15 protein-coding genes are annotated in these 19916 nt (G+C 61.5%); 8 read left to right on the forward strand and 7 right to left on the reverse strand.

What is annotated here, in order from left to right; translation table 11 throughout:
* Nucleotides 1-76 precede the first annotated feature (76 nt).
* The 3 genes from mnmH to ACNKU7_RS12565 form a co-directional block, all read right to left on the reverse strand.
* Entirely contained in the window at nucleotides 77-1195 is a 1119-nt protein-coding gene (mnmH, locus tag ACNKU7_RS12555) for a tRNA 2-selenouridine(34) synthase MnmH (RefSeq protein ID WP_418297335.1), read from the reverse strand.
* The gene (selD, locus tag ACNKU7_RS12560; protein WP_418297336.1) at nucleotides 1192-2244 is read right to left on the reverse strand and encodes a selenide, water dikinase SelD; all 1053 of its coding nucleotides are present in this window, start codon (nucleotides 2242-2244) and stop codon (nucleotides 1192-1194) included. Before selD ends, mnmH begins: the two co-directional genes overlap by 4 nt.
* A gap of 79 nt (nucleotides 2245-2323) precedes the next feature.
* Nucleotides 2324-3373 (reverse strand): AraC family transcriptional regulator, encoded by a 1050-nt coding sequence (locus ACNKU7_RS12565; protein WP_418297337.1) that lies wholly within the window; start codon nucleotides 3371-3373, stop codon nucleotides 2324-2326.
* 162 nt (nucleotides 3374-3535) lie between these two features.
* On the opposite strand from ACNKU7_RS12565, the gene ACNKU7_RS12570 reads away from it, so the two are divergent.
* The 7 genes from ACNKU7_RS12570 (at nucleotide 3536) to ACNKU7_RS12600 (ending at nucleotide 13205) form a co-directional block, all read left to right on the forward strand.
* Entirely contained in the window at nucleotides 3536-5038 is a 1503-nt protein-coding gene (locus tag ACNKU7_RS12570; protein WP_418297338.1) for a flavin-containing monooxygenase, read from the forward strand.
* 30 nt (nucleotides 5039-5068) lie between these two features.
* On the forward strand, nucleotides 5069-5863 hold the full coding sequence (locus ACNKU7_RS12575; RefSeq protein ID WP_418297339.1) for an alpha/beta hydrolase: 795 nt from the start codon (nucleotides 5069-5071) through the stop codon (nucleotides 5861-5863).
* A gap of 272 nt (nucleotides 5864-6135) precedes the next feature.
* Nucleotides 6136-8361 carry a TonB-dependent receptor gene (locus tag ACNKU7_RS12580; RefSeq protein ID WP_418297340.1) on the forward strand — a complete coding sequence of 742 codons (2226 nt, stop codon included), beginning with the start codon at nucleotides 6136-6138 and terminating at the stop codon, nucleotides 8359-8361.
* Nucleotides 8362-8364: 3 nt separating this feature from the next.
* Nucleotides 8365-8910: a hypothetical protein gene (locus tag ACNKU7_RS12585; RefSeq protein WP_418297341.1), complete on the forward strand. Its 546-nt coding sequence runs from the start codon at nucleotides 8365-8367 to the stop codon at nucleotides 8908-8910.
* A 12-nt stretch (nucleotides 8911-8922) separates the two neighbouring features.
* Entirely contained in the window at nucleotides 8923-10386 is a 1464-nt protein-coding gene (locus tag ACNKU7_RS12590) for a PepSY-associated TM helix domain-containing protein (protein ID WP_418297342.1), read from the forward strand.
* A gap of 72 nt (nucleotides 10387-10458) precedes the next feature.
* Nucleotides 10459-12549 (forward strand): protein-disulfide reductase DsbD family protein, encoded by a 2091-nt coding sequence (locus ACNKU7_RS12595; RefSeq protein ID WP_418297343.1) that lies wholly within the window; start codon nucleotides 10459-10461, stop codon nucleotides 12547-12549.
* A 23-nt stretch (nucleotides 12550-12572) separates the two neighbouring features.
* Complete coding sequence (locus tag ACNKU7_RS12600) at nucleotides 12573-13205, forward strand: thioredoxin family protein (protein WP_418297344.1); 633 nt, start codon at nucleotides 12573-12575, stop codon at nucleotides 13203-13205.
* Nucleotides 13206-13238: 33 nt separating this feature from the next.
* Here the strand turns inward: ACNKU7_RS12600 and ACNKU7_RS12605 are convergent, their stop codons facing one another.
* From ACNKU7_RS12605 to ACNKU7_RS12620, 4 genes are all read right to left on the reverse strand, one after another.
* Complete coding sequence (locus ACNKU7_RS12605; RefSeq protein WP_418297345.1) at nucleotides 13239-14300, reverse strand: ABC transporter ATP-binding protein; 1062 nt, start codon at nucleotides 14298-14300, stop codon at nucleotides 13239-13241.
* A complete protein-coding gene (bioA, locus tag ACNKU7_RS12610) occupies nucleotides 14297-15574 on the reverse strand; it encodes an adenosylmethionine--8-amino-7-oxononanoate transaminase (protein ID WP_418297346.1) in 1278 nt (425 codons plus the stop codon). Before bioA ends, ACNKU7_RS12605 begins: the two co-directional genes overlap by 4 nt.
* Nucleotides 15575-15845: 271 nt before the next feature.
* Complete coding sequence (locus ACNKU7_RS12615) at nucleotides 15846-18299, reverse strand: ABC transporter permease (RefSeq protein ID WP_418297347.1); 2454 nt, start codon at nucleotides 18297-18299, stop codon at nucleotides 15846-15848.
* Nucleotides 18299-19027: an ABC transporter ATP-binding protein gene (locus ACNKU7_RS12620; RefSeq protein ID WP_418297348.1), complete on the reverse strand. Its 729-nt coding sequence runs from the start codon at nucleotides 19025-19027 to the stop codon at nucleotides 18299-18301. The genes ACNKU7_RS12615 and ACNKU7_RS12620 overlap by 1 nt, the downstream gene beginning before the upstream one ends.
* Nucleotides 19028-19084: 57 nt before the next feature.
* Here ACNKU7_RS12620 and ACNKU7_RS12625 point away from each other — a divergent pair, with 57 nt between their 5' ends.
* Nucleotides 19085-19789 carry an arylesterase gene (locus ACNKU7_RS12625; RefSeq protein WP_418297349.1) on the forward strand — a complete coding sequence of 235 codons (705 nt, stop codon included), beginning with the start codon at nucleotides 19085-19087 and terminating at the stop codon, nucleotides 19787-19789.
* The last annotated feature ends 127 nt before the right edge of the window (nucleotides 19790-19916 follow it).

Raw genomic sequence — 19916 nt, forward strand, 5'->3', positions numbered from 1 at the left:
CTCCAGTTCAATAGTGGAAAAAACGTGAATGGATTGTTAAAGGTGTTCGGTGTGTTCTTTTGCGGTGGCGCGGTTCTTATCCCGAAACTACTTGTGCACGCAGATACTCCACCACTTCCCGCTGGTTGCCGCGGAAAATGATGCGCCCGGCTTTCTGTTCGAGCTGGTAATCGTACATGGGGTCATAGTAGTCGTTCAGCAGTTTCCTGATCCAGTCGCGGTGGCGATCCACATCACCATCGGCCAGTTGCCGTTGCAGGGCCTCCTGCATGATGTTGTCGAGCTCGCCATAGCGTTCGCCCCCCAGGCGTTTCACGATATTGGCAAGGTTCTGCCGCAGGGCCTTGGCGAACATCTGTGGGCCCTGTTCGGCACCATGCTGCTCGACATATTCCGCACAGAGATCCACTACATAGTCTTTCAAAATGCGTTCCACCCGGCCTTCAACGGAGTCATCCAGCCACACCAGCGGGTAACCACGCATGCCCTGATGGAGTGACAGTGGCACCGAGCAGCGGCCGATCAGGCGACTTTCATCTTCCAGTACGAAGTGTTGCTGCCCGGCGGCGCGGCGCTTCAGGAGGTCGATGGCGAGCGCATTTTCAAACGCGATCTGGGAGGGCTGGGGCGTCGCGCGCTTGCCGAAGCTGGAACCGCGATGATTGGCGTGGCCCTCGAGGTCGACTGCGTTGGCCAGCTGTGCCAGCACCTCGGTTTTACCCGTTCCGGTCATGCCGCCGACCAGCGTAAACGCGCAGTCGCGCACGGCACTTTCAATCTCCTCAATCAGGAAGGTGCGCATGGCCTTGTAACCGCCCTGTATCCGTGGGTAGGGAACCCCGGCCTCACGCAGCCACTGCTGGCTGATCTGCGAACGCAGGCCGCCGCGGAAACAGAACAGGTAGCCGTCGGGATGTGCGCGGGCAAATTCTGCCCAGGCTTCCACTCGCGCCAGTTTGGTCTCGCCGCTCACCAGCGTGTGGCCGAGCTCGATAGCCGCCTGCTGGCCCCGCTGCTTGTAGCAGGTACCCACTTTCTGACGCTCTATATCCGTCATCAGGGGCAGGTTTACCGCGGTGGGAAAAGAACCCTTGCTGAATTCCACCGGGGCTCGGGTGTCAATCAACGGCAGGTCGTGCAGGAAAATTTCGCGATAGTCCGCGCTGTCGGGGCGGCTGGGTGCGTGCTTGCTCATGCGACGATTACCGCAGCATCTTCAGCGGGATCTCTCGCTGCGAGTGTGCCGATGGGGGAGAGCGCCAGGTCGAAGGCAGCCGCCGCGGCGAGGAATTCGTCTTCCCCGTCTGCGGCCACGGCGACCAGCAGGCCGCCACTGGTTTGCGGGTCGGCCAGCAGCAGGCGCTGATTTTCATCCGCCAGTTTTACCCGGTGACCGTAACTTTCGAAGTTGCGCCCAGTGCCGCCGGGGATGCAGCCCTGCTCAAGGTAATACTCGATTCCGGCAATACGGGGCACCGCATCGAAGTCGAGTTTGGCGGTGAGCCCGCTGCCATCGGCCATCTCCACCAGGTGGCCCAGCAGGCCAAAGCCAGTGACGTCGGTCATGGCCTGCACCGCCGGAAGCTGTGCAAAGCGGCTGCCGGGGCGGTTGAGTGTGCACATAAGATCGCGCGCTACACCCTGGTCTTGCGTGCGCAACTTGCCCTGTTTTTCCGCCGTGGTCAGTACGCCGATACCCAGCGGCTTGGTGAGGTACAGCCGGCTGCCAGCGAGGGCAGTGTCGTTGCGCTTCAGCCGGCTTTTTTCCACCACGCCGGTTACCGCGAGGCCGAAAATGGGCTCCGGTGCATCGATGGAGTGCCCCCCGGCCAGGGGAATACCTGCAGCGGCACATACCGCGCGCCCGCCGCGGATCACTTCCCGCGCCACTTCCGGTGGCAGGAGGTTGACGGGCCAGCCGAGGATTGCGATGGCCATCAATGGGTCTGCGCCCATGGCGTAGATGTCGCTGATGGCATTGGTGGCGGCAATGCGCCCGAAATCGAACGGATCGTCGACGATGGGCATGAAAAAGTCGGTTGTGGAGACAACGCCCCGGGTGTCGTCGAGGGCGTATACGGCAGCGTCGTCGCGCGATGCATTGCCTACCCACAGGTTCGGGTCGCTGATCTGGGAGCCGCTGTCCGCGAGGATCTGATCCAGCACGGCGGGGGAAATCTTGCAGCCGCAACCGGCACCATGGCTGTACTGGGTGAGACGGATGGGTTCAGGGAATTCGTTCATTGCGGCTCCGGGGAATGACTCTGGCGCAATTTTACCGGCAGACGTCGGCAGATTTCATCCGAATCCCGCAATGCTTTTGCTAAGTGCGCGGTTTACCGCGCTGATATGCCAGTTGCTTTGCCTGGTATTCTGCGCGAAGCGCGCGGGGCGTAGCGCCGAACCAGTCCCGGCAGGCCCGGTTCAGGGCGGACTGCTCGGAATAGCCGAGCAGTCCTGCGATTTGGCTGAGTTTCAGCTGAGGTTCGGCCAGATAGCGCTGTGCGAGCTTCTGCCTTTCTTCGCTGAGCAGCCGTTCAAACGTGGTGCTCTCCTGAGCCAGTCTTCGTTGCAGGGTGCGTTTGTGCATCGACAGGTTTGCTGCGATGGCATCGCTGCTGCACTGGCCGGTGGGCAGCAGGCCTCTGATCAGCCGGGTGACATCTTCCGATATCGACTGGGCGTTGGGCGCTTTTTGCGCATTCAGGTAGTGCTCGGCCAGGCGCCAGGTCTGGTGGTCAACACTGGTCAACGGGATCGAAAGTACTGCGGCCGGCAGGTAAAAGCCATTCCAGCTCTGGTTAAAGTGCACCGGGCAGTTGAACACTTCCCGGTAGACCTGCTCATTGCAGGCCCGGCTGTGCTCGAAGGACACACTGAGGGGATGGAAGTCCTCGCCGCATAGCAGTTTCATTACCTGCATGGCATTGGCCAGGCCCAGCTCGTAGGCCTGAATACCGGTGGCCATCGCGTCTTCATTAATGCGGTATTCCAGTTGGATCACCTGTTGCTGGCCGTCTCCTTCAAATCTGGGAGTCAGCGTGAGTGCTGAGCAGTGGAGGGGCAAGTAGCGGGCAATACTGTCGATGGCTGTGCCCACAGTGGCAGAACTGCGCGCGATGACGGATATGGGGCCGAGAATATCCATGCCCTGGTATTCGGCGAGTTTCAGGCCGAATTCCGGGTAGTCCAGCGCCGCGACAGTGTCCTCGAGCAGCGCAATCATATCCTTGAAGACCAGAAAGGACTGGTCATCCCGTTGCTCTGCGGGGGCGATGCGGTGCCTCGACAGCAGGGGCAGCGGGTCACCGCCGCGGATGCGGACAAGTTCATCATAGCCCCAGAGATTGGTCGCTCGGATAAGACTGCTCATAGGGATCGGGAATGGTTATTCGGGTGGCTCCGGAGCTCCGGGATAGACAGTGAGTTTGTCGCAATCGGTCAAAAATATGTCGTGATTTGTCAATAATGTCAAACCCGGATGGTTGAGTATCAGGCTTGCAAGGTCATCAATAGACATAAAAAAGAGACCACTATGACAGCGATACACAATGAGATCATCATCATTGGTGCCGGGCTCTCCGGCATCGGTACGGCCTGCCACATTGCGGCGGAGTACCCGGGCAAGAGCATAGCCATCCTTGAGCGCAGGGAAAAAATGGGCGGAACCTGGGATCTGTTCCGCTACCCCGGGATTCGCTCGGACTCGGATATGGCGAGCTTCGGGTTCAATTTCAAACCCTGGTATTCCGACAAGGTGCTGGCCAAAGGCAGGGAGATCCGCGAGTACGTCGCGGAAACTGCGCGGGAGTTCGGGCTGGAAGACAAGGTGCGCTACGGCATGAAAATCGTCAGTGCCGACTGGTCCGATGCAAAACAGCTGTGGACCTTGACCGCACTGCACGAGGCCTCCGGCGAAACCAGAACCTTTACCTGTAGTTTTCTTGTGAACTGCGCGGGCTATTACAACTTCGACCAGGGCTACCGCCCGCGTTTCGAGGGTGAGGAAGCCTTCCAGGGGCAGATTGTCCACCCGCAACACTGGCCGGAAAACTTCGATTACACCGGCAAGAAAGTGGTGGTGATTGGCAGCGGTGCCACAGCCATCACCGTGGTACCGGCCATGGCGGAAAAGGCAGCCAAGGTCACCATGCTGCAGCGCTCGCCCAGTTACATCATGGCGGTGCCGGACACCGACAAGCTGTCCATCTTCATGAACAAGTTCCTGCCCAAGCGCTGGGTGTTCAAAATGGCGCGGTTGCGCAATGTGCTGTTACAGCGCGGCCTGTTCCTCGCCTGCCAGCGCTGGCCCAACGCCATGCGCAAACTGCTGTTGTCCCAGGTGCGCAAGCGGGTGGGGCCGGACTTCGACATGCGTCACTTCTCCCCGAACTACAAGCCCTGGGAGCAGCGCCTGTGTGCGGCGCCGGACGGGGACTTCTTTGATGTGCTGCGCTCGGGCAAGGCCGACATCGCCACCGATCATATCGACCACTTCTGTGAAAATGGCATAGTGCTGAAGTCCGGTGAGAAGCTGGAGGCGGATATCATCGTGACCGCCACAGGCCTGGATGTGCAGCTGATGGGGGATCTGCAGATCAAGCTGAATGGCGAAGCCGTCGACCTGCCCGGGAAAATGACCTACAAGGGCATTCTGATCCAGGACATTCCCAATTACCTGTGGATTTTTGGCTACACCAATGCACCCTGGACACTGAAAAGCGATATCGGTGGCCGCTATCTCTGCCGCCTGCTGGCGCATATGCAGAAAGGCGGATTCACCGCAGTGCGACCGGTGGACAGCGAAAACCATGCGACCGGAACCGGTATGCTGGACGGTTTCGCACCGGGTTATATCAGCCGCGCCAAAGACCGTATGCCGCGGCAGGGACGCGATGGCCCGTGGAAGGTGACCATGCACTACGGCAAGGACAAAAAAATGCTGACCCAGGATCCGGTAGACGATGGGATACTGCAGTTTGAAACCGCAGTGGCGACAGCTGCTGTGTCGAAACCGGAGCTGGAGGCCATCGCGTAATACCTGCGGTGCCATATTCGAGGAGAGACTGTGAATACAGGGAACAAGCCAAAGCCACCGGTGTTGCTGGTTCATGGTATGTGGGCGACGTCCGCCATGTTGGCGGAGCTGAAGACGGCTTTTGAAGAGCAGGGCTATGACGTCGAGGCCCTGACATTACCTTTCCATCAGGAAAAGTCCACCTACGGTAAGGCCGAAAAGGCGCGCCTGGCCCGCGCCAGTTTGCAGGACTATGTGGACTTCATCATCTCCAGGGTCAAGTCGGCGGCAGCTCCGCCGATCCTGGTGGGGCATTCCATGGGCGGGCTGCTGGCGCAGCTGGTAGCCGCCAGGGTGCCATGCGCAAAGCTCGTGCTGCTGTCGTCGGCGGCTCCCGGTGGTATCAATGGCTGGAGCTGGTCCATGATTCGCACCCTGGGACGGAATCTGTTTCTGTTTCCCCTGTGGCGCAGGGTTACGGAGCTGCGCGCGGGCAATATCCGTTACGGGATAGCCAACACGCAAAGCGCCGCGATACAGGAGCAGATACTGGCACTGGCCACCTATGAGTCGGGCATGGCCACCTTCCAGATCGGTATTGGCGGTATGCTGCCCGGTGGATTCTCCCGGGTTGATGCGCAGGCCGTGCGCTGCCCGGTTCTGGTCATTGGGGGTAATAAAGACCGGATAACGCCCTTCAGGATTCAGCGTCGCATCGCGGCAATGTATGGTGCACAAGCGCAGCTGGTGCAAATACCGGGTGCCTGCCACTGGGTTGTGGGTGGTACGAATTTCCCGGCGGTTTGCGCGGAACTGTTCGGCTGGCTGGATGGCACCGGGGCCTAGCTCTGGTGCAGTGTCGGGGCCTCAGGGACTCCTTCCTCTCACTAATGTCGATCGCTCACTGTCTTGTCATCGTGGCGAGGCAGCGGCGCCTTTCTTGCTGATGTGTCCTGTTATCAGCGCGGCATGCGTATTTCTTGGTCGGTAAATAGTCGGCAAAATCCCAGTGCACCATCTTGCAAATAAGAATGTTTATCAATAACATTCGCCGCGAATAACAACCGGCGCGACCGTGCCAGTTCAATAATCACCGGTGCTAAATGGAAGGCCCTGCTATGTCCAGCCTGTGCGCAACCCAAACTACTTCTCTACCCATGAACGGCCTGTGTGCGGCGATCAAGATCGCATGCTTTGGTGTCGCCAGCCTGATGGCGGGCATGACCTGGGCCCAGGATTCGGAGCAGGTAGCCGCGAAACCCGAGGCGATGGAACAAGTGGAGGTCACCGGTGACGGTTCCCAGGTAGTGCTGCCGGAAGCCTACGCTGGCGGTCAGGTGGCCCGCGGTGGCCGCGCCGGGATCCTCGGCAACCTGGATATGATGGATACGCCGTTTTCCAGTACCAACTACACCAGCGACCTGATGCTGAACCAGCAGGTAGTGAGTGTGGCGGATGTGCTGCAGAACGACCCCACCGTGCGTGTGGCCAAGGGCTTCGGCAACTTTCAGGAGCTGTACATGATTCGCGGCTTCCCGGTGTATTCCGATGACATGACCTACAACGGTGTGTACGGCATCCTGCCGCGCCAGTTTGTGGCCAGCCAGTTACTGGAGCGCGTGGAAGTGTTCCGTGGTGCCAGCGCTTTCCTGAACGGCGCGGCACCCGGCGGCAGTGGCCTTGGTGGTGGCGTGAACCTGGTGCCCAAGCGCGCCCCGGAACAGGCCCTGAACCGTGTGACCGCCGGCATTGAAGGTAATGGCAATGTATACGGTGCACTGGATCTGGCGCGTCGTTTTGGCGATGACAACCGTTCCGGCATCCGCGTGAACCTGGTGGAGCGCGCGGGTGAGACCGCCATCGACGACCAGGAACGCGACCTGAGTGTGTTCTCCATCGGCTACGACTACAGCGGAGAGCGCCTGCGCCTGTCTGCGGATCTGGGTTACCAGAATCACCACATCGACGCACCGCGTCCTTCCGTCACCCCTTACGGTGAAATCCCGGAGGCACCGGATGCTGACAGCAACTTCGCGCAGCCGTGGACCTACACCGATGAAGAGCAAGTGTTCGGCGTGGTGCGCGGCGAGTACGACCTGACGGAAAACATGACGGCGTGGGTAGCAGCTGGCGCGCGAGACGGCAGTGAAGCCAATGTGCTGGCCAACCCGTCGGCCTTTGCGAATGGCGTCACCTCGGCCTACCGCTTCGACAACACCCGCGAAGACAGGATTTTGTCTGCGGAAACCGGCCTCCGCAGCAGTTTTGAGACGGGCTCGGTTGGCCATACGCTGACGGTTTCTGCCGCGACTTTTTCGCTGGAGTCTGCCAACGCCTATGCCTTCTCAAACTTCTTTGACGGCATTGTCAGTGATCTGTATCGCCCGACGATCGCGGACAAGCCCGTGGCGAATTTCTTTGTAGGAGGCTCGCTGTCTGATCCGAATATCACTGAAAAAAGTGATATTTCCAGCGTGGCCATCTCTGACATGCTGTCTCTGCTCGACGACCGCCTGCTGGTGACCCTGGGGGTGCGCCAGCAGGATATCCACAGCCGCGCGTATGACTATAACTCCGGCGAGCGGGCCACCAGTTACAACAAGAGCGCACTGACTCCGGTTACCGCGGTGGTGTTCAGGCCCAGCGAGCAGATCTCTGTCTACGCCAATTACATTGAAGGCCTGATGCCCGGTGAAATCGCTCCGGAGACCAGCGGCGGCGTGCTGGTATCGAACCGCGGTGAGGTGCTGGAGCCCTACAAGAGCGAGCAGCTGGAAGCGGGCGTGAAGTACGACGGCGAAATTATCGGCGGCAGCCTGAGCGCGTTCAGTACCAGCAAGCCCAGCAGCTTTGTGGAAAACGGTGTGTTTGATACTTATGGCGAACAGCGCAATCGCGGCCTGGAGCTGACCGTGTTCGGGCAGCCGCTGGACAGCGTTCGTCTGATCGGCGGCGCAACCCTGCTGGATGCGGAAGCGACCAGCACCGCCGGTGACTTGTACGAAGGTAACGAAGCCGTGGGCGCGCCGCGCCTGCAGTTCAACCTGAACGCCGAATGGGATCTGGCCGCTGAGCCGGGCCTCACCCTGGAAGCCCGCGGTGTGCATACCGGCGCCCAGTACGCGGACGCCGCCAACACCGTCGAGGTGGACAGCTGGAACCGCGTTGACCTGGGCGCGCGCTACCTGACGGCTGCGGCAGGCAAAGACCTGACGCTGAAGGCGCGGGTGCAGAATGTGGCTGACAGCAATGACTGGGTTTCCGTGGGCGGCTACCCCGGTGCCAACTACCTGGTGCTCGGCCAGCCGCGTACTTTCCTGCTGTCTGCGTCACTCGAGTTCTGATTCATGGAATTCTTACTCGCGTCCCTGCTGACCAGTGCCGGTGTATTGTGCCTTTATGGAAGCTGGCGTAACTGGTCGCCTCTGAGGCCGTGGGGCACACCGGCGGGCTGGGGTTTGTTATTGGCTTCCGGCTTTGCCTGGGCGCTGAGTGCAGCCAGTATCGAGCTGGGTGTCTGTTATGCGCTGCTGGCACTGACGGCAGTGGCCTGGCTTTTTGTTGGCATCAACCGGGAACGGCGTCCCGAGCGGGCCCAGACCGTTGCAGCGGCAACAGTGGCGCTGCCGCGTTTGCCCGCTGTGGCGAAACAACTGCTGCTGCTGGTGGCGGTAGTACCGCTGGCCGGTGCCGCCGCCATGTACGCCAGCACTGCGCTGGCGGCATTCCTGCCCTGGCAGCAGGGCAATGCCTTGGTATTTGCCATGCTGCTGGCACCGGTATTGTGGGGGTGCGCCGCCTACTGGCAGTGCGCAGACTCCCGCCCGCTGCGTCCTGCAGTCACGATGCTTGTCCTGCTGGCAGTCAGTGCCGGCGCCCTGAAGCTGCTCTAATACCGGTTAACCATGAAATTCAGTCTCTCTCCCGCCCTGGTCAAAAACTCCCTCGCCAGCCACTCCTGGATCGGCCTGCTGGTGGGCTTCCTGATGTACCTCATCTGCGTATCCGGCAGCCTTGTGGTTTTCTCCGGCTACATGAAACGCTGGGAGCAGCCGGCGGTACCGGAGTTCCACACGCTGGCGCCGGAGGCGGCGGCGCGCGCTTACGGCGACCTGCTGGCGGAGAAGCCTGATATTTCCGGCGACATATTGCTGATGCTGCCGCGGGAGAACCTGCCACGCGCGTCGGTGGTGTCTGCCGGCGGGGTTTATTTCCTGAATGAAGATGGCAGCCGCGGCGGCAGCATTGCCACGCCGTGGAGCAACTCCATGGTGGGCCTGCACGACGCGCTGCATATCCCCGGTGAGTGGGGCCTGATTCTGGTTGGCGTCATTGGCGCGATGCTGTGTGGGCTGATGGTTTCCGGTTTTCTCGCCCATCCGCGGATCTTTCGCGATGCGTTCAATTTCCGCCAGGGCGGCTCACGCCATCTGGAACAGGCCGATATCCACAACCGCCTGAGCGTCTGGGGCGCGCCGTTCCATCTGATGATCGCGGTGACCGGGGCCTGGTTTGGCATTGCGATGCTGATGTACACCCTGTTCGGCAATACGTTCTTCGATGGCGACCGCGAGGCGGCCATCGCGGCCATTCACGGCACCTCGCCGAAACTTGAGCAGCAGGTTGAAGTGGCTGATGTCGGCCGCGCAATTTCTGCAATGACCGAGTTAGCCCCGGGGGCGCGCCCGATTTTTATCAATGTGGAAGCCGCCAACTCCCCGCAGCAGTACATTCTGCTCGGCGCCCATCACCCGGAGGCGCTGATTTACGTCGAGCAGTACCGCTTTGACCAGGCTGGCAATTTTATTGGCAAGGTGGGCTATAGCGACGGCGAGCCCGGCAAACAGGTGATCTTCTCGCTGTTCCGCCTGCATTTCGGCCATTTCGGCGGATTGCTGGTAATGGTGCTGTACGTGATTTTCGGTATCGCGCTCGCCGCGGTATCGGTGACCGGCATCAATATCTGGCTGGTAAAGCGCCGCAAGCGCGATTTCATCAATAACATCTGGGTCGGCCTGGTATGGGGTACTCCGGCGGCCGTCGCGCTGTCTGCACTGGCTGCGGTTACGCTGCACAGTGGTGCACCGGGTTACTTCTGGTTGCCGCTGCTGGCTGCCGCGCTGCTCGGACAGTGGCTGGATAACGAGACCCGCACCAAGGCGTGGCTGCAGTGGGCCACAGCAGCGTTGTCTGGAATGCTGGTGCTGATTCACGTTGCCCTGTTCAGGGAGCATGCGCTTTCCGGCGCGTCGCTGGTGATCAATCTTGCGCTGTTGTTGCTGGCCATACTGTTTTTCGCCCTCGGCGCACGCACGGCTGCCAGCGGCAGGGAAGTGCAGTCCGACCTGCAGCCGGTGCGCCTGACTTAACGCGCTTGCGGTTGCCGCGCCAATCCTTTTGAATGGTCTTCATCCTGTCTGGACGCTACTGAAGACCATTCAATGTCTGATCGCTTTTTCTCTTCACGATGCACACACAAGCTCGGTGGTTTATTGCTGAGCCTGCTGGCTTTCCTGCTCTTCAATCCTGCCGCCTTTGCACAGCCAACGGCCACCGGTGATCACGTCGTGGTGCGCTGGTTGGCGCCGGAAACTTTTGGCCGTGGGCCGGAGACCATCGGTTTTTATTTCGAGGTGGATCCCGGTTGGCATGTCTACTGGCGCAATGCGGGGGATTCTGGCGCGGCGCCGCGGTTTGAATTTTTTGGCGCCAGCGGCGATGTGGGCGAAATACAGTGGCCGTTTCCCAAGCGCCTGCCGATCGAACACCTGACCAATCTGGGATACGAGGGCAATGTCGCCTACCTGTTTACGGTGACGCCGCAGGCGTCGCGTATGGAGCTGGTGGTCAATCTCGAGTGGCTGGTGTGCAAGGTCGATTGTATTCCCGGTTACGGAAACATGACGCTGTCGCGGCCGGTGGCGGATACTGCCCGCTGGCAGCCCGGGGATCTGGCGATAAGGGATCAGTTTGCCGCCCGTGTGCCGCAGTCGGCTACTGCCGCCAACCCACCCTGGCGTGTGGTTTCTGCAACTGCGGGGCCGCAGGAAGAGACCCTGCAACTGGTGCTGGCCCCGGCGAATGCGACCGAGGATATCGCCGCGCCAGACGTGTTTCCCCTGGATGGCGCGCTGCTGACAGCGGCGGCACCAGGGGTTGAAAAATCGGCGAGTGATATTCGCTATACCTTCCAGCGGGTGCCGGGCGCGGCGTTGCCGTCGACCACCGGATTCGTGATCAGTGACGGTGAGCGCGCCTGGCAACTGGACGATTTGCCGCTTGCAGCGGAAGCCTCCGGTGCGACTCCCGCCCCGGTCGATGGCGGCCAGCCCCTGTGGTTACTGCTGCTGGCCGCTGTTGCCGGCGGTGCCATTCTCAATTTGATGCCCTGTGTTTTTCCCGTGCTGTCGATCAAACTGCTGGGACTCGTTGGCCCGGGAGAAACGACGTCTGATCGCCTGAGGGAAGGGCTGCGGTATGCGGCCGGTGTGCTGGTGACGTTTGCCGCGCTCGGTGCGTTGCTGCTGGTGCTGCGCGCCGGAGGCGCGGCGATTGGCTGGGGCTTCCAGTTGCAGTCGGCACCGGTGGTTCTGGGGCTGATCCTGCTGTTCTGGGTGATGGCGCTTTCTTTCAGTGGTGTCTATGAATTCGGGCACCACCTGATGAACCTCGCGGGGCAGCGCCAGGGCGGCGCCTTCGCCACCGGGGTGCTGGCGGTGTTCGTCGCGGCGCCGTGCACCGGCCCGTTTATGGGCGCGGCCCTGGGCGCGGCGACCCTGCTGCCGGCGTACGCTGCCATGGCCATCTTTATCGGTCTGGGCGTCGGCCTGGCGCTGCCCTTTGTCTTGCTGTGTGTATTCCCGGGGCTGCTGAACCGTTTGCCCGCGCCGGGGCAGTGGATGGAAACCCTGCGCCAGCTGCTGGCGTTTCCGCTGTACGCCACCGTGATCTGGCTGTTGTGGGTGCTGGGGCGTCTGGTCGGCGAAAGCGGCTGGTTGATCGGTACCCTGATGATGCTGGCCGTGGTGTTTGCGCTCTGGCTCGGGCGGCATCATTTCCGCGCAAGCACATGGCTGGCCTGGGCGCTGATGCTGGTGGCCGTGATTGCCAGCTTCGCTGCGGCACACCGGCTGCAGCAGGATGCGCCTGCCGAGGCGAAGGCAGTGGCGCAGGCGGAAGGCTGGCAGCCCTACGACCGCAATGCCATCGGTCAGGCGCTGGCGCGCGGGCAGGGCGTCTTTATTGATTACACCGCAGCCTGGTGCATTACCTGCCAGGTGAACAAGAAGCTGGTGCTGGAGTCGGATGTGGTGGAGGCTCTGTTTCGCCAGCATAACGTGTATCTGGTGCGGGCCGATTGGACCAACCAGAACCCGGAAATCACCCGGGCACTGGCGGAACTTGGGCGCAATTCGGTACCGGTTTACGCGTGGTACCCGCCCGGGTCGCGAACCCCGGAGTTACTGCCGCAGATACTGAGGGCGGACATGATCGAAGCGCTGTTCACCGGGGATCCGGGGGACAGCCCCTAACTTCAACCAAAGAGGAAGCAATCGTGATAACACGGAATATCAGTGGTAAACGTTCGATTCGCAGATGGTTTGGCAGTGTGGTTCTGTTTGCGCTGCCGGCCGTGGCTCTGGCGGTGGCTACGCCGGGAGAAAAGGCGCCGGATTTCAGTGAGATCGACGCGGCGGGAGAAACCCGCGCGCTGAAAGACTATGAGGGCCAGTGGCTGGTTCTGGAGTGGTTCAACAAGGATTGCCCGTACGTGCGCAAGCATTACGGTAGCGGCAATATGCAGGCGCTTCAGCAAAAATACGCGGGCCAGAACATCAACTGGTTGACGGTGATTTCTTCCGCCAAGGGCAAGCAGGGGTACCTGGAACCTGCGCAGGCGCTGGCGGTGGCGGAGAGCCACAACCTGCAAGCCAGCGCGCCTTTCCTGCTGGACAGCGATGGCAGCATGGGACGTGCCTATGGTGCCAAGACCACGCCGCATATGTTTGTCATCAATCCGCAGGGCGTGGTGGTTTACGCGGGGGCGATCGACGATAACGACTCGGCCAATCCCGCGGTTATTCCGCAATCTAAAAACTATGTTGTTGCCGCGCTGGACGCGTCTCTCGCCGGTCAGGTGATTTCGGTGAGCTCTTCGCGCGCCTATGGCTGCAGCGTGAAGTACTGAATACAGCAACAGCCCTGGTTCTGTGCCGCCCGGTCAGTGGGCGGGGTAGACCAGGGGTGTTTGCGGGCGTACAAATATTTCCTGCCCCACCTTTACCTCGCCGCTGAACGAGGCTTCCAGCAGTTCGCCGGAGGCGAGCTGCAGCCGGTAGAGACTGTGGTCTCCGAGAAAATACTTTTCCAGCACGCGCGCAGCGCCTGCGCCGACGGCGTCGCTCTGGCGGATCAGGTCTGAATGGCGCACAAAAATGGCTACGGGCTGGCCCGCAAGCCAGCGGCCTTCGGGGAGGGGGATGTCGCCCAGCGCGCAATGCGCGAAGCCGCCTTCGCTGACGTTTCCTTCAAGCAGGTTGCCGCGCTCAATGACCTTGGCTACGGCGAGTGTCGCCGGCTGGTGATAAATCGCCTGGGGCGAATCCCACTGCTGCAGCGCGCCCCCGGCCAGTACCCCGAGCTTGTCACCGACCACGAAGGCTTCTTCGCGGTCGTGGGTTACGACGATTGCCGCCAGATTTTCCTTCTGCAAAATGCGTCGCACTTCCGCAGCCAGGCTGCGGCGCAGTTCCGTGTCCAGGTTGGAAAATGGCTCGTCCATCAGCAGCAGTTTGGGCCGCGGCGCCAGCGCGCGGGCCAGCGCCACACGTTGCTGCTGACCGCCGGAAAGCTGGTGGGGATATTGCTGGCCGTATTGCGCCATGCGGATCAGCTGCAGCAATTCGGTTACGCGGGCATTTCGTTGTTCTTTGCTGAAGGCTTTGAGGCCAAAGGCAATGTTTTCGGCAACGGTGAGGTGTGGAAACAGCGCGTAATCCTGAAACACCACGCCGACCTGGCGCTTCTCCGGCGGCACAGTGCTGCCGGGCTGCGACAGTGTCCGGCCTTCGAGTTCAATCGCGCCATTGGCAATTGGCTGAAAGCCGGCGATGGCATGCAGCAGTGTGGTCTTGCCGCAACCGCTGGGGCCGAGCAGGCAGGCGATTTCGCCGGGCGCGAGCGAAAAACTGACCTTCTGCAAAATGCGCTGGTTGCCGTAACGGCACTCTACTTCCGCTACCTGTAGCAGCGGTGCAGTTTGCGGTTGTGTGTCTCTGTTCATTGCTGCGGGCCACCGAGAACTTCGACCATGGTCGAGGTGAGTTGGCTAAGGTCTTCCCTGCTGATGACATAGGGCGGCATGGTGTACACCAGTTTGCCAAACGGGCGTAGCCACACGCCGCGCTCGATCAGGCTTGTCTGGAGGGATTTATTGTCCACCGGGTTTTTCATTTCCACGACCCCGATGGCGCCGAGCACGCGTACATCGGCGACGCCATCGGCGTGTTTCAGTGGTGCCAGCTCGTCGCGCAGCTGTGTTTCGATGCGATCCACCTGTTGCTGCCAGTCACGCTGGAGCAGCAGTTCGATACTGGCGTTGGCCACGGCGCAGGCGAGGGGGTTACCCATGAAGGTGGGGCCGTGCATGAACACGCCGGCTTCGCCGTTGCAGATGCCATTGGCGACCCTGTCGGTACACAGGGTGGCGGCGAGGGTCATGGTGCCGCCGGTAAGTGCTTTGCCGAGGGTGAGGATGTCGGGGGATATCCCGGCGTGTTCACAGGCAAACATTTTACCGGAGCGGCCGAAGCCGGTGGCAATTTCGTCGGCGATCAGCAGCAGGTCGTATTGGTCGCAGAGTTCGCGCACCTTGCGCAGGTAGTCCGGGGAATAAAAGCGCATGCCGCCGGCGCCCTGCACGATGGGTTCGAGAATAACGGCGGCGAGTTGCTGGTGGTTGCTTTCGATAAGCTGCGCGAGTTCGGCGATGTCTTCGCTGGCGCAGGGTTGGTCGAAAGCTGGCTGCGGTGCCGGAGCAAACAGGTGCTGGGTCAGCTGGCTGGCGAACAGGTGGTGCATGCCGGTGACGGGGTCACAGGTGGCCATGGCACCGAAGGTGTCGCCGTGATAGCCGTTGCGCAGGGCAAGCAGTTTGCTTTTCTCGGGCTTGCCCTGGGAGTGCCAGTATTGCAGGGCCATTTTGATGGCGACTTCGACGGAGACTGAACCTGAGTCCGCGAGGAATACTTTGCGCAGCGGTTCCGGTGTCAGGGCGACGAGTTTCTTGCACAGTTCGATGGCGGGTTCATGGGTGAGTCCACCGAACATGACGTGGCTCATTTTTTCCATCTGGCTCTGCATGGCCGCGTTCAGTTCGGGAACGTTGTAGCCGTGCAGGGTGCTCCACCAGGAACTCATGCCGTCGATCAGTCCGCGGCCGTCTTCCAGATAAATCCGCACGCCCTCGGCGCGGGCAATTGGGTAGACGGGGGGCGGGTTGATCAGTGAAGAGTAGGGATGCCAGATATGGTTTTTGTCGAAAGCGAGATCCATCATGATTCTGTGGGAATTCTTCTTAAGCGGGTGGGGTGGCGGTAAAGCACCGTGTATCTGTTTTCGGAACCGGGCTAGGCGCCCCCCTGTGGATACATCCCTGTAAGCTGCGTCGGCGACGTCCCTGTCGCCGACGCTTCCGAAAACAGATACCCGGCACTTCACCTTTGCTTCGGAGCGTTTTGCTTCGTAAGCAATTAATTTTTCGTCATTTCTGCTCACAGCCCGTGGAGGGCTTGATCCAGTATCGGAATCCAGCAGTGCGGGGTGCCGGTCAGGCCAGCTCCCGCAACACTTTCAGCGGCGGCTGGCTAACTGCACTTCTGCACGCCAGTGTACCTGCGGTGCCGACGAGCAAGGCTCCGGCCAGCGGCCCGAGCAGCCACAACCCGGGATGCAGGTTGAACGGCAGATCAAACACCCGTTGCGACAGCACCGCCAGCGATGCCTCGGTACCTGCGGCGGCCAGCAAGCCGGCGGCGACGCCGATCAGGCCGAACTCGATCATCAGGCTGCGTACCAGCAGCTGCCGGCGGCCGCCCAGTGTGCGGATTACGGCGGCTTCTTGCAAACGCTCGGCGATACTGGCGCGTACGCCGGCGATCAGCACGAGAATGCCCGCCACAAGCATCAGGCCGAGGACGGACTCGATCGCGATGGCGACCTGGCTGATGGTCTCGCGGATGTTGGCGATGATTTTATCCAGTTCGATGATGCTGAGGCTGGGGAAGTTTTTCACCAGTTCATTGACGAACAGCTTGTCTTCCGGCGGCAGGTAGAAACTCTGAATGTAGGTTGCCGGGAAGTCGTCCAGCTTGCCGGGGGCAAACAGCATGAAGAAATTCGGACGCATGCTGTTCCAGTCCAGCGTGCGGAAGCTGGTGACAGGCGCTTCAGTTTCGAGGCCGCCGATGGAAAAACGCAGGACGTCACCCATTTCGAGGCCGAGGCGGGCGGCGACTTCGACTTCTACGGACACGCCCTCGCGATTGCTGTCATTCCACCATTGGCCGGCGACGACTTTGTTGTCGGCGGGCAGGGTGTCGGTCCAGCTGAGGTTGAGTTCGCGGCGGATGGCGCCGTCGCTCTGCTCGCGCTCGGTAACCTTGGTGCCGTTAACGGCGATCAGGCGGCCGCGCACCATGGGATAGAACTCGGTGCCCCCGAGTTGTTTATCGGCGAGTGCGCGTTTGACGTCGTCGAGTTCATACGGGGCAATATTGAAGAGGAAGTGGTTGGGCGCGTCCTCCGGCAGCTGCATTTTCCACTCATCGATCAAGGCAGTGCGGGCGTAGAACATGGCGAGCATGGCCAGCAGGCCGGTGCCGAATGCGGCAATCAGCAGGGTGTTGAAGCTGGCGCGGCGCTGCAGGCTGCCCAGAGCAATGCGCCAGCTGCCGCCGAGGGCGGCGAGTCTGCCGCGCACCAGCAGGCGATTGACCAGCGCGCTGCCGGCCACCAGCAGGCCGAGGCCGGCGAGCAGGGCGATGGTGATGGCGAGGCTGCCGGAGAGCCACCAGATCAGCAGCAGCATGCACAGCGGCCCGGGAATCAGCCCGAACCACTCCCGCTTGTCCGGGTTGCTCCAGTCCTGGCGCAGGGTCTGCATGGGATCGGTCTGGGCGAGGCGGACCAGCGGCGCCAGGGCGAAGCCCACCACGCAGGCTAGGCCGGTGGCCATACCGACCCACAGGGGCTGCCAGCTGCTGGGTGGTGGGGTTACCGGGAAGAACCCCTGCAGCAGGTTTACCGCCTGTGCCTGAACCAGGGAACCGATGGTGAGACCGATTGCGGTGGCGATCAGGGTGAGGGCGGCCATCTGGCCGAGGTAAATCGTGAGGATTTTGCGCTTGCCGGCGCCGAGGCTTTTCATCACCGCGACGTAATTGGCATGGCGCAGGCCGTAACGACGCGCGGCCAGGCCGACGGCGACACTGGCGAGCAGTACTGCGAGGCTGGCGGCGAGGTACAGGAAGCGCTCGGCGCGATCCAGCGCCTGCGCCACCCGCGGCTGCCCTTCCTGCAGGTCGATGACATGTTCATGCAGGGTGAGCTGGGGTTTGAGCCACTTGAAATAGCGATTCAGGGCGGCGTCGTCGCCGGCGAACAGGTAGCGATAGGTGACGCGGCTGCCGGGCTGGAGGATGTTGGTGGCCGCGAGGTCGTCGGTGTGCATCATCACGCGCGCGCCCATGGAAAACAGGTTGGCGCCGCGATCGGGCTCATGATCGATGATCCCTTCAATGCGGAAACTGCGGTCACCCAGTTGCAGGTCGTCGCCGATATCGAGCTGCATCAGCGGCAGCAGGCGGGCCTCGAGCCACACGTTACCGGGTTCGGGCCCCTGGCGTGTTTCTACTGACGGCGACCCGGCGGCAGGCCGCATTTCCAGGTGACCGACCAGCGGGTAGCCGTCACTTACGGCCTTCACCGAGGCGAACTGGAAAGCATCCCCGGCGGATAGCATGGAGGCGAAGGTGACGGTTCTGGCTTGTTCCAGCCCGAGTTCATCGGCTTTGGCGAGCCAGTCTTCCGCTACTTCCTTGCTGCTTTGCAGCACGCGCTCGGCCGCGAGGAAGCTCTGTGACTGGATATGCATGGCGCGGGTGAGGCGGTCGCTGAAGTGGGCGATGGCGGTGACGCAGCTGACCGCGAGAATCAACGCGGTCGCGATCAGGGCCAGTTCGCCGCCGCGCCAGTCGCGGCTGAGCAGTTTGAGTGGCAGCATCAGGCGGATACCTCCGAGAGGTTGCCCGGCAGCTCGTGGGAGGTGATTTCGCCGGCGGCCATGCGCAGGTGGGCGCCGCAGCGTTCCGCCAGGCGCTGTTCGTGAGTCACCAGAACCAGCGTGGTGCCGGTTTCGGCGTTGAGGTTGAATAGCAGGTCGATGACCTTTTCGCCATTGTGGGCGTCCAGGCTGCCGGTGGGTTCGTCGGCGAACAGAATGCCGCTGCTGGTTGTCGAACCGGTATTGGCGATGCTGCAGAATGCGCGGGCGAGGGCGACGCGCTGTTGTTCCCCGCCGGAGAGCTGGCGCGGGTAGTGCTGCAGGCGGTGGCCGAGGCCGACCCGTTCCAGGAAATCTTCGGCGCGCTTGCCGGCGTTGCGCTCGCCGCGCAGTTCGCTGGGCAGCATGACGTTTTCCCGTGCGGTGAGGCCGGGCAGCAGCTGGAAGGTCTGGAAGACGAAGCCCACGCAGCGGGCGCGCAGTGCGGCGCGCTGTTCTTCGTCCATTGCGGTGATTTCTTCGCCTGCAAGCCAGATTCTGCCCTCGGAGGGGCGATCGAGGCCGGCGAGCAGGCCCAGCAGGGTGGATTTACCGGAGCCTGAGGCGCCGGTGATGGCGAGGCTCTGGCCGTGGGACAGTTGCAGGGAGATGTCGCTGAGCAGTGTTAGTGGGCCTTCACTGGTGGCAACTCGATGGTGAAGGTTTTCAGCTTTTAGCATTATCGACATGGCAAGTCCCTGTAATTCCTGCAAAATGCGATTCAAGTTAGATGTGGAGAGTATGACATGGCGGCAGATTTTTTCCGGTATCCGGCGGACGCTTTTGTCTCGCGCTGTTTGCGATTCGTCGCGCTGGTCGCACTGGTCATGGTTGTTTACGTTGGTCAGGCAAATGCGGATGAATCCAGGACGCTGGTGGTGCTGGGTGACAGTATCAGTGCGGCCTACGGTATCGATGAGCGCGAAGGGTGGGTGCAGCTGTTGCGCGACCGCTTGGCGGAGCAGGATCTGGATATTGCGGTGGTGAACGCGAGTATCAGTGGGGAGACGTCGGCCGGTGGCCTGGCGCGTTTGCCGCGCTTGCTGAGTGAGCACAGCCCGGATTGGGTGGTGGTGGAGCTGGGGGGCAACGACGGCTTGCGCGGATACCCGCCTCAGGCGCTGCAGGGCAATCTGATGCGGATGGTGCAGCTGGCGCGGGAGGCGGGTGCTGAGGTGTTGCTGCTGGGGATGCAGATGCCGCCGAATTACGGCAAGGCTTACACCCAGGCCTTTGCGGCGGTGTACCCGAAGGTGGCGGAAAAGGAGCAGGTGCCACTGGTGCCGTTCTTTCTGGAGCCGGTGGCGCTGGCGGAGGGAACCATGCAGTCAGATGGTATCCATCCAACGGCCAAGGCCCAGCCGGCGCTGCTGGATCACGTGTGGCCTTGCCTGGAGACCATATTGAAAGCCAATGGGGATATCCGGTCCGATAGCCTGTGCACTTCATGATCGAAAAGCGTACAATCGCGCCCTGATTTTTTGGCGCCCCAGTAATTTGATATTGGGGAGCCTGTGGCGTCAGCGCCTTCGCATCATAGTTTTACTTCCTATCCAGCAGCGGGTGTCCGTTGTTTGT

Origin of the sequence: Microbulbifer weihaiensis (assembly GCF_048323715.1) — a bacterium.
Classification (GTDB): Bacteria; Pseudomonadota; Gammaproteobacteria; order Pseudomonadales; family Cellvibrionaceae; genus Microbulbifer.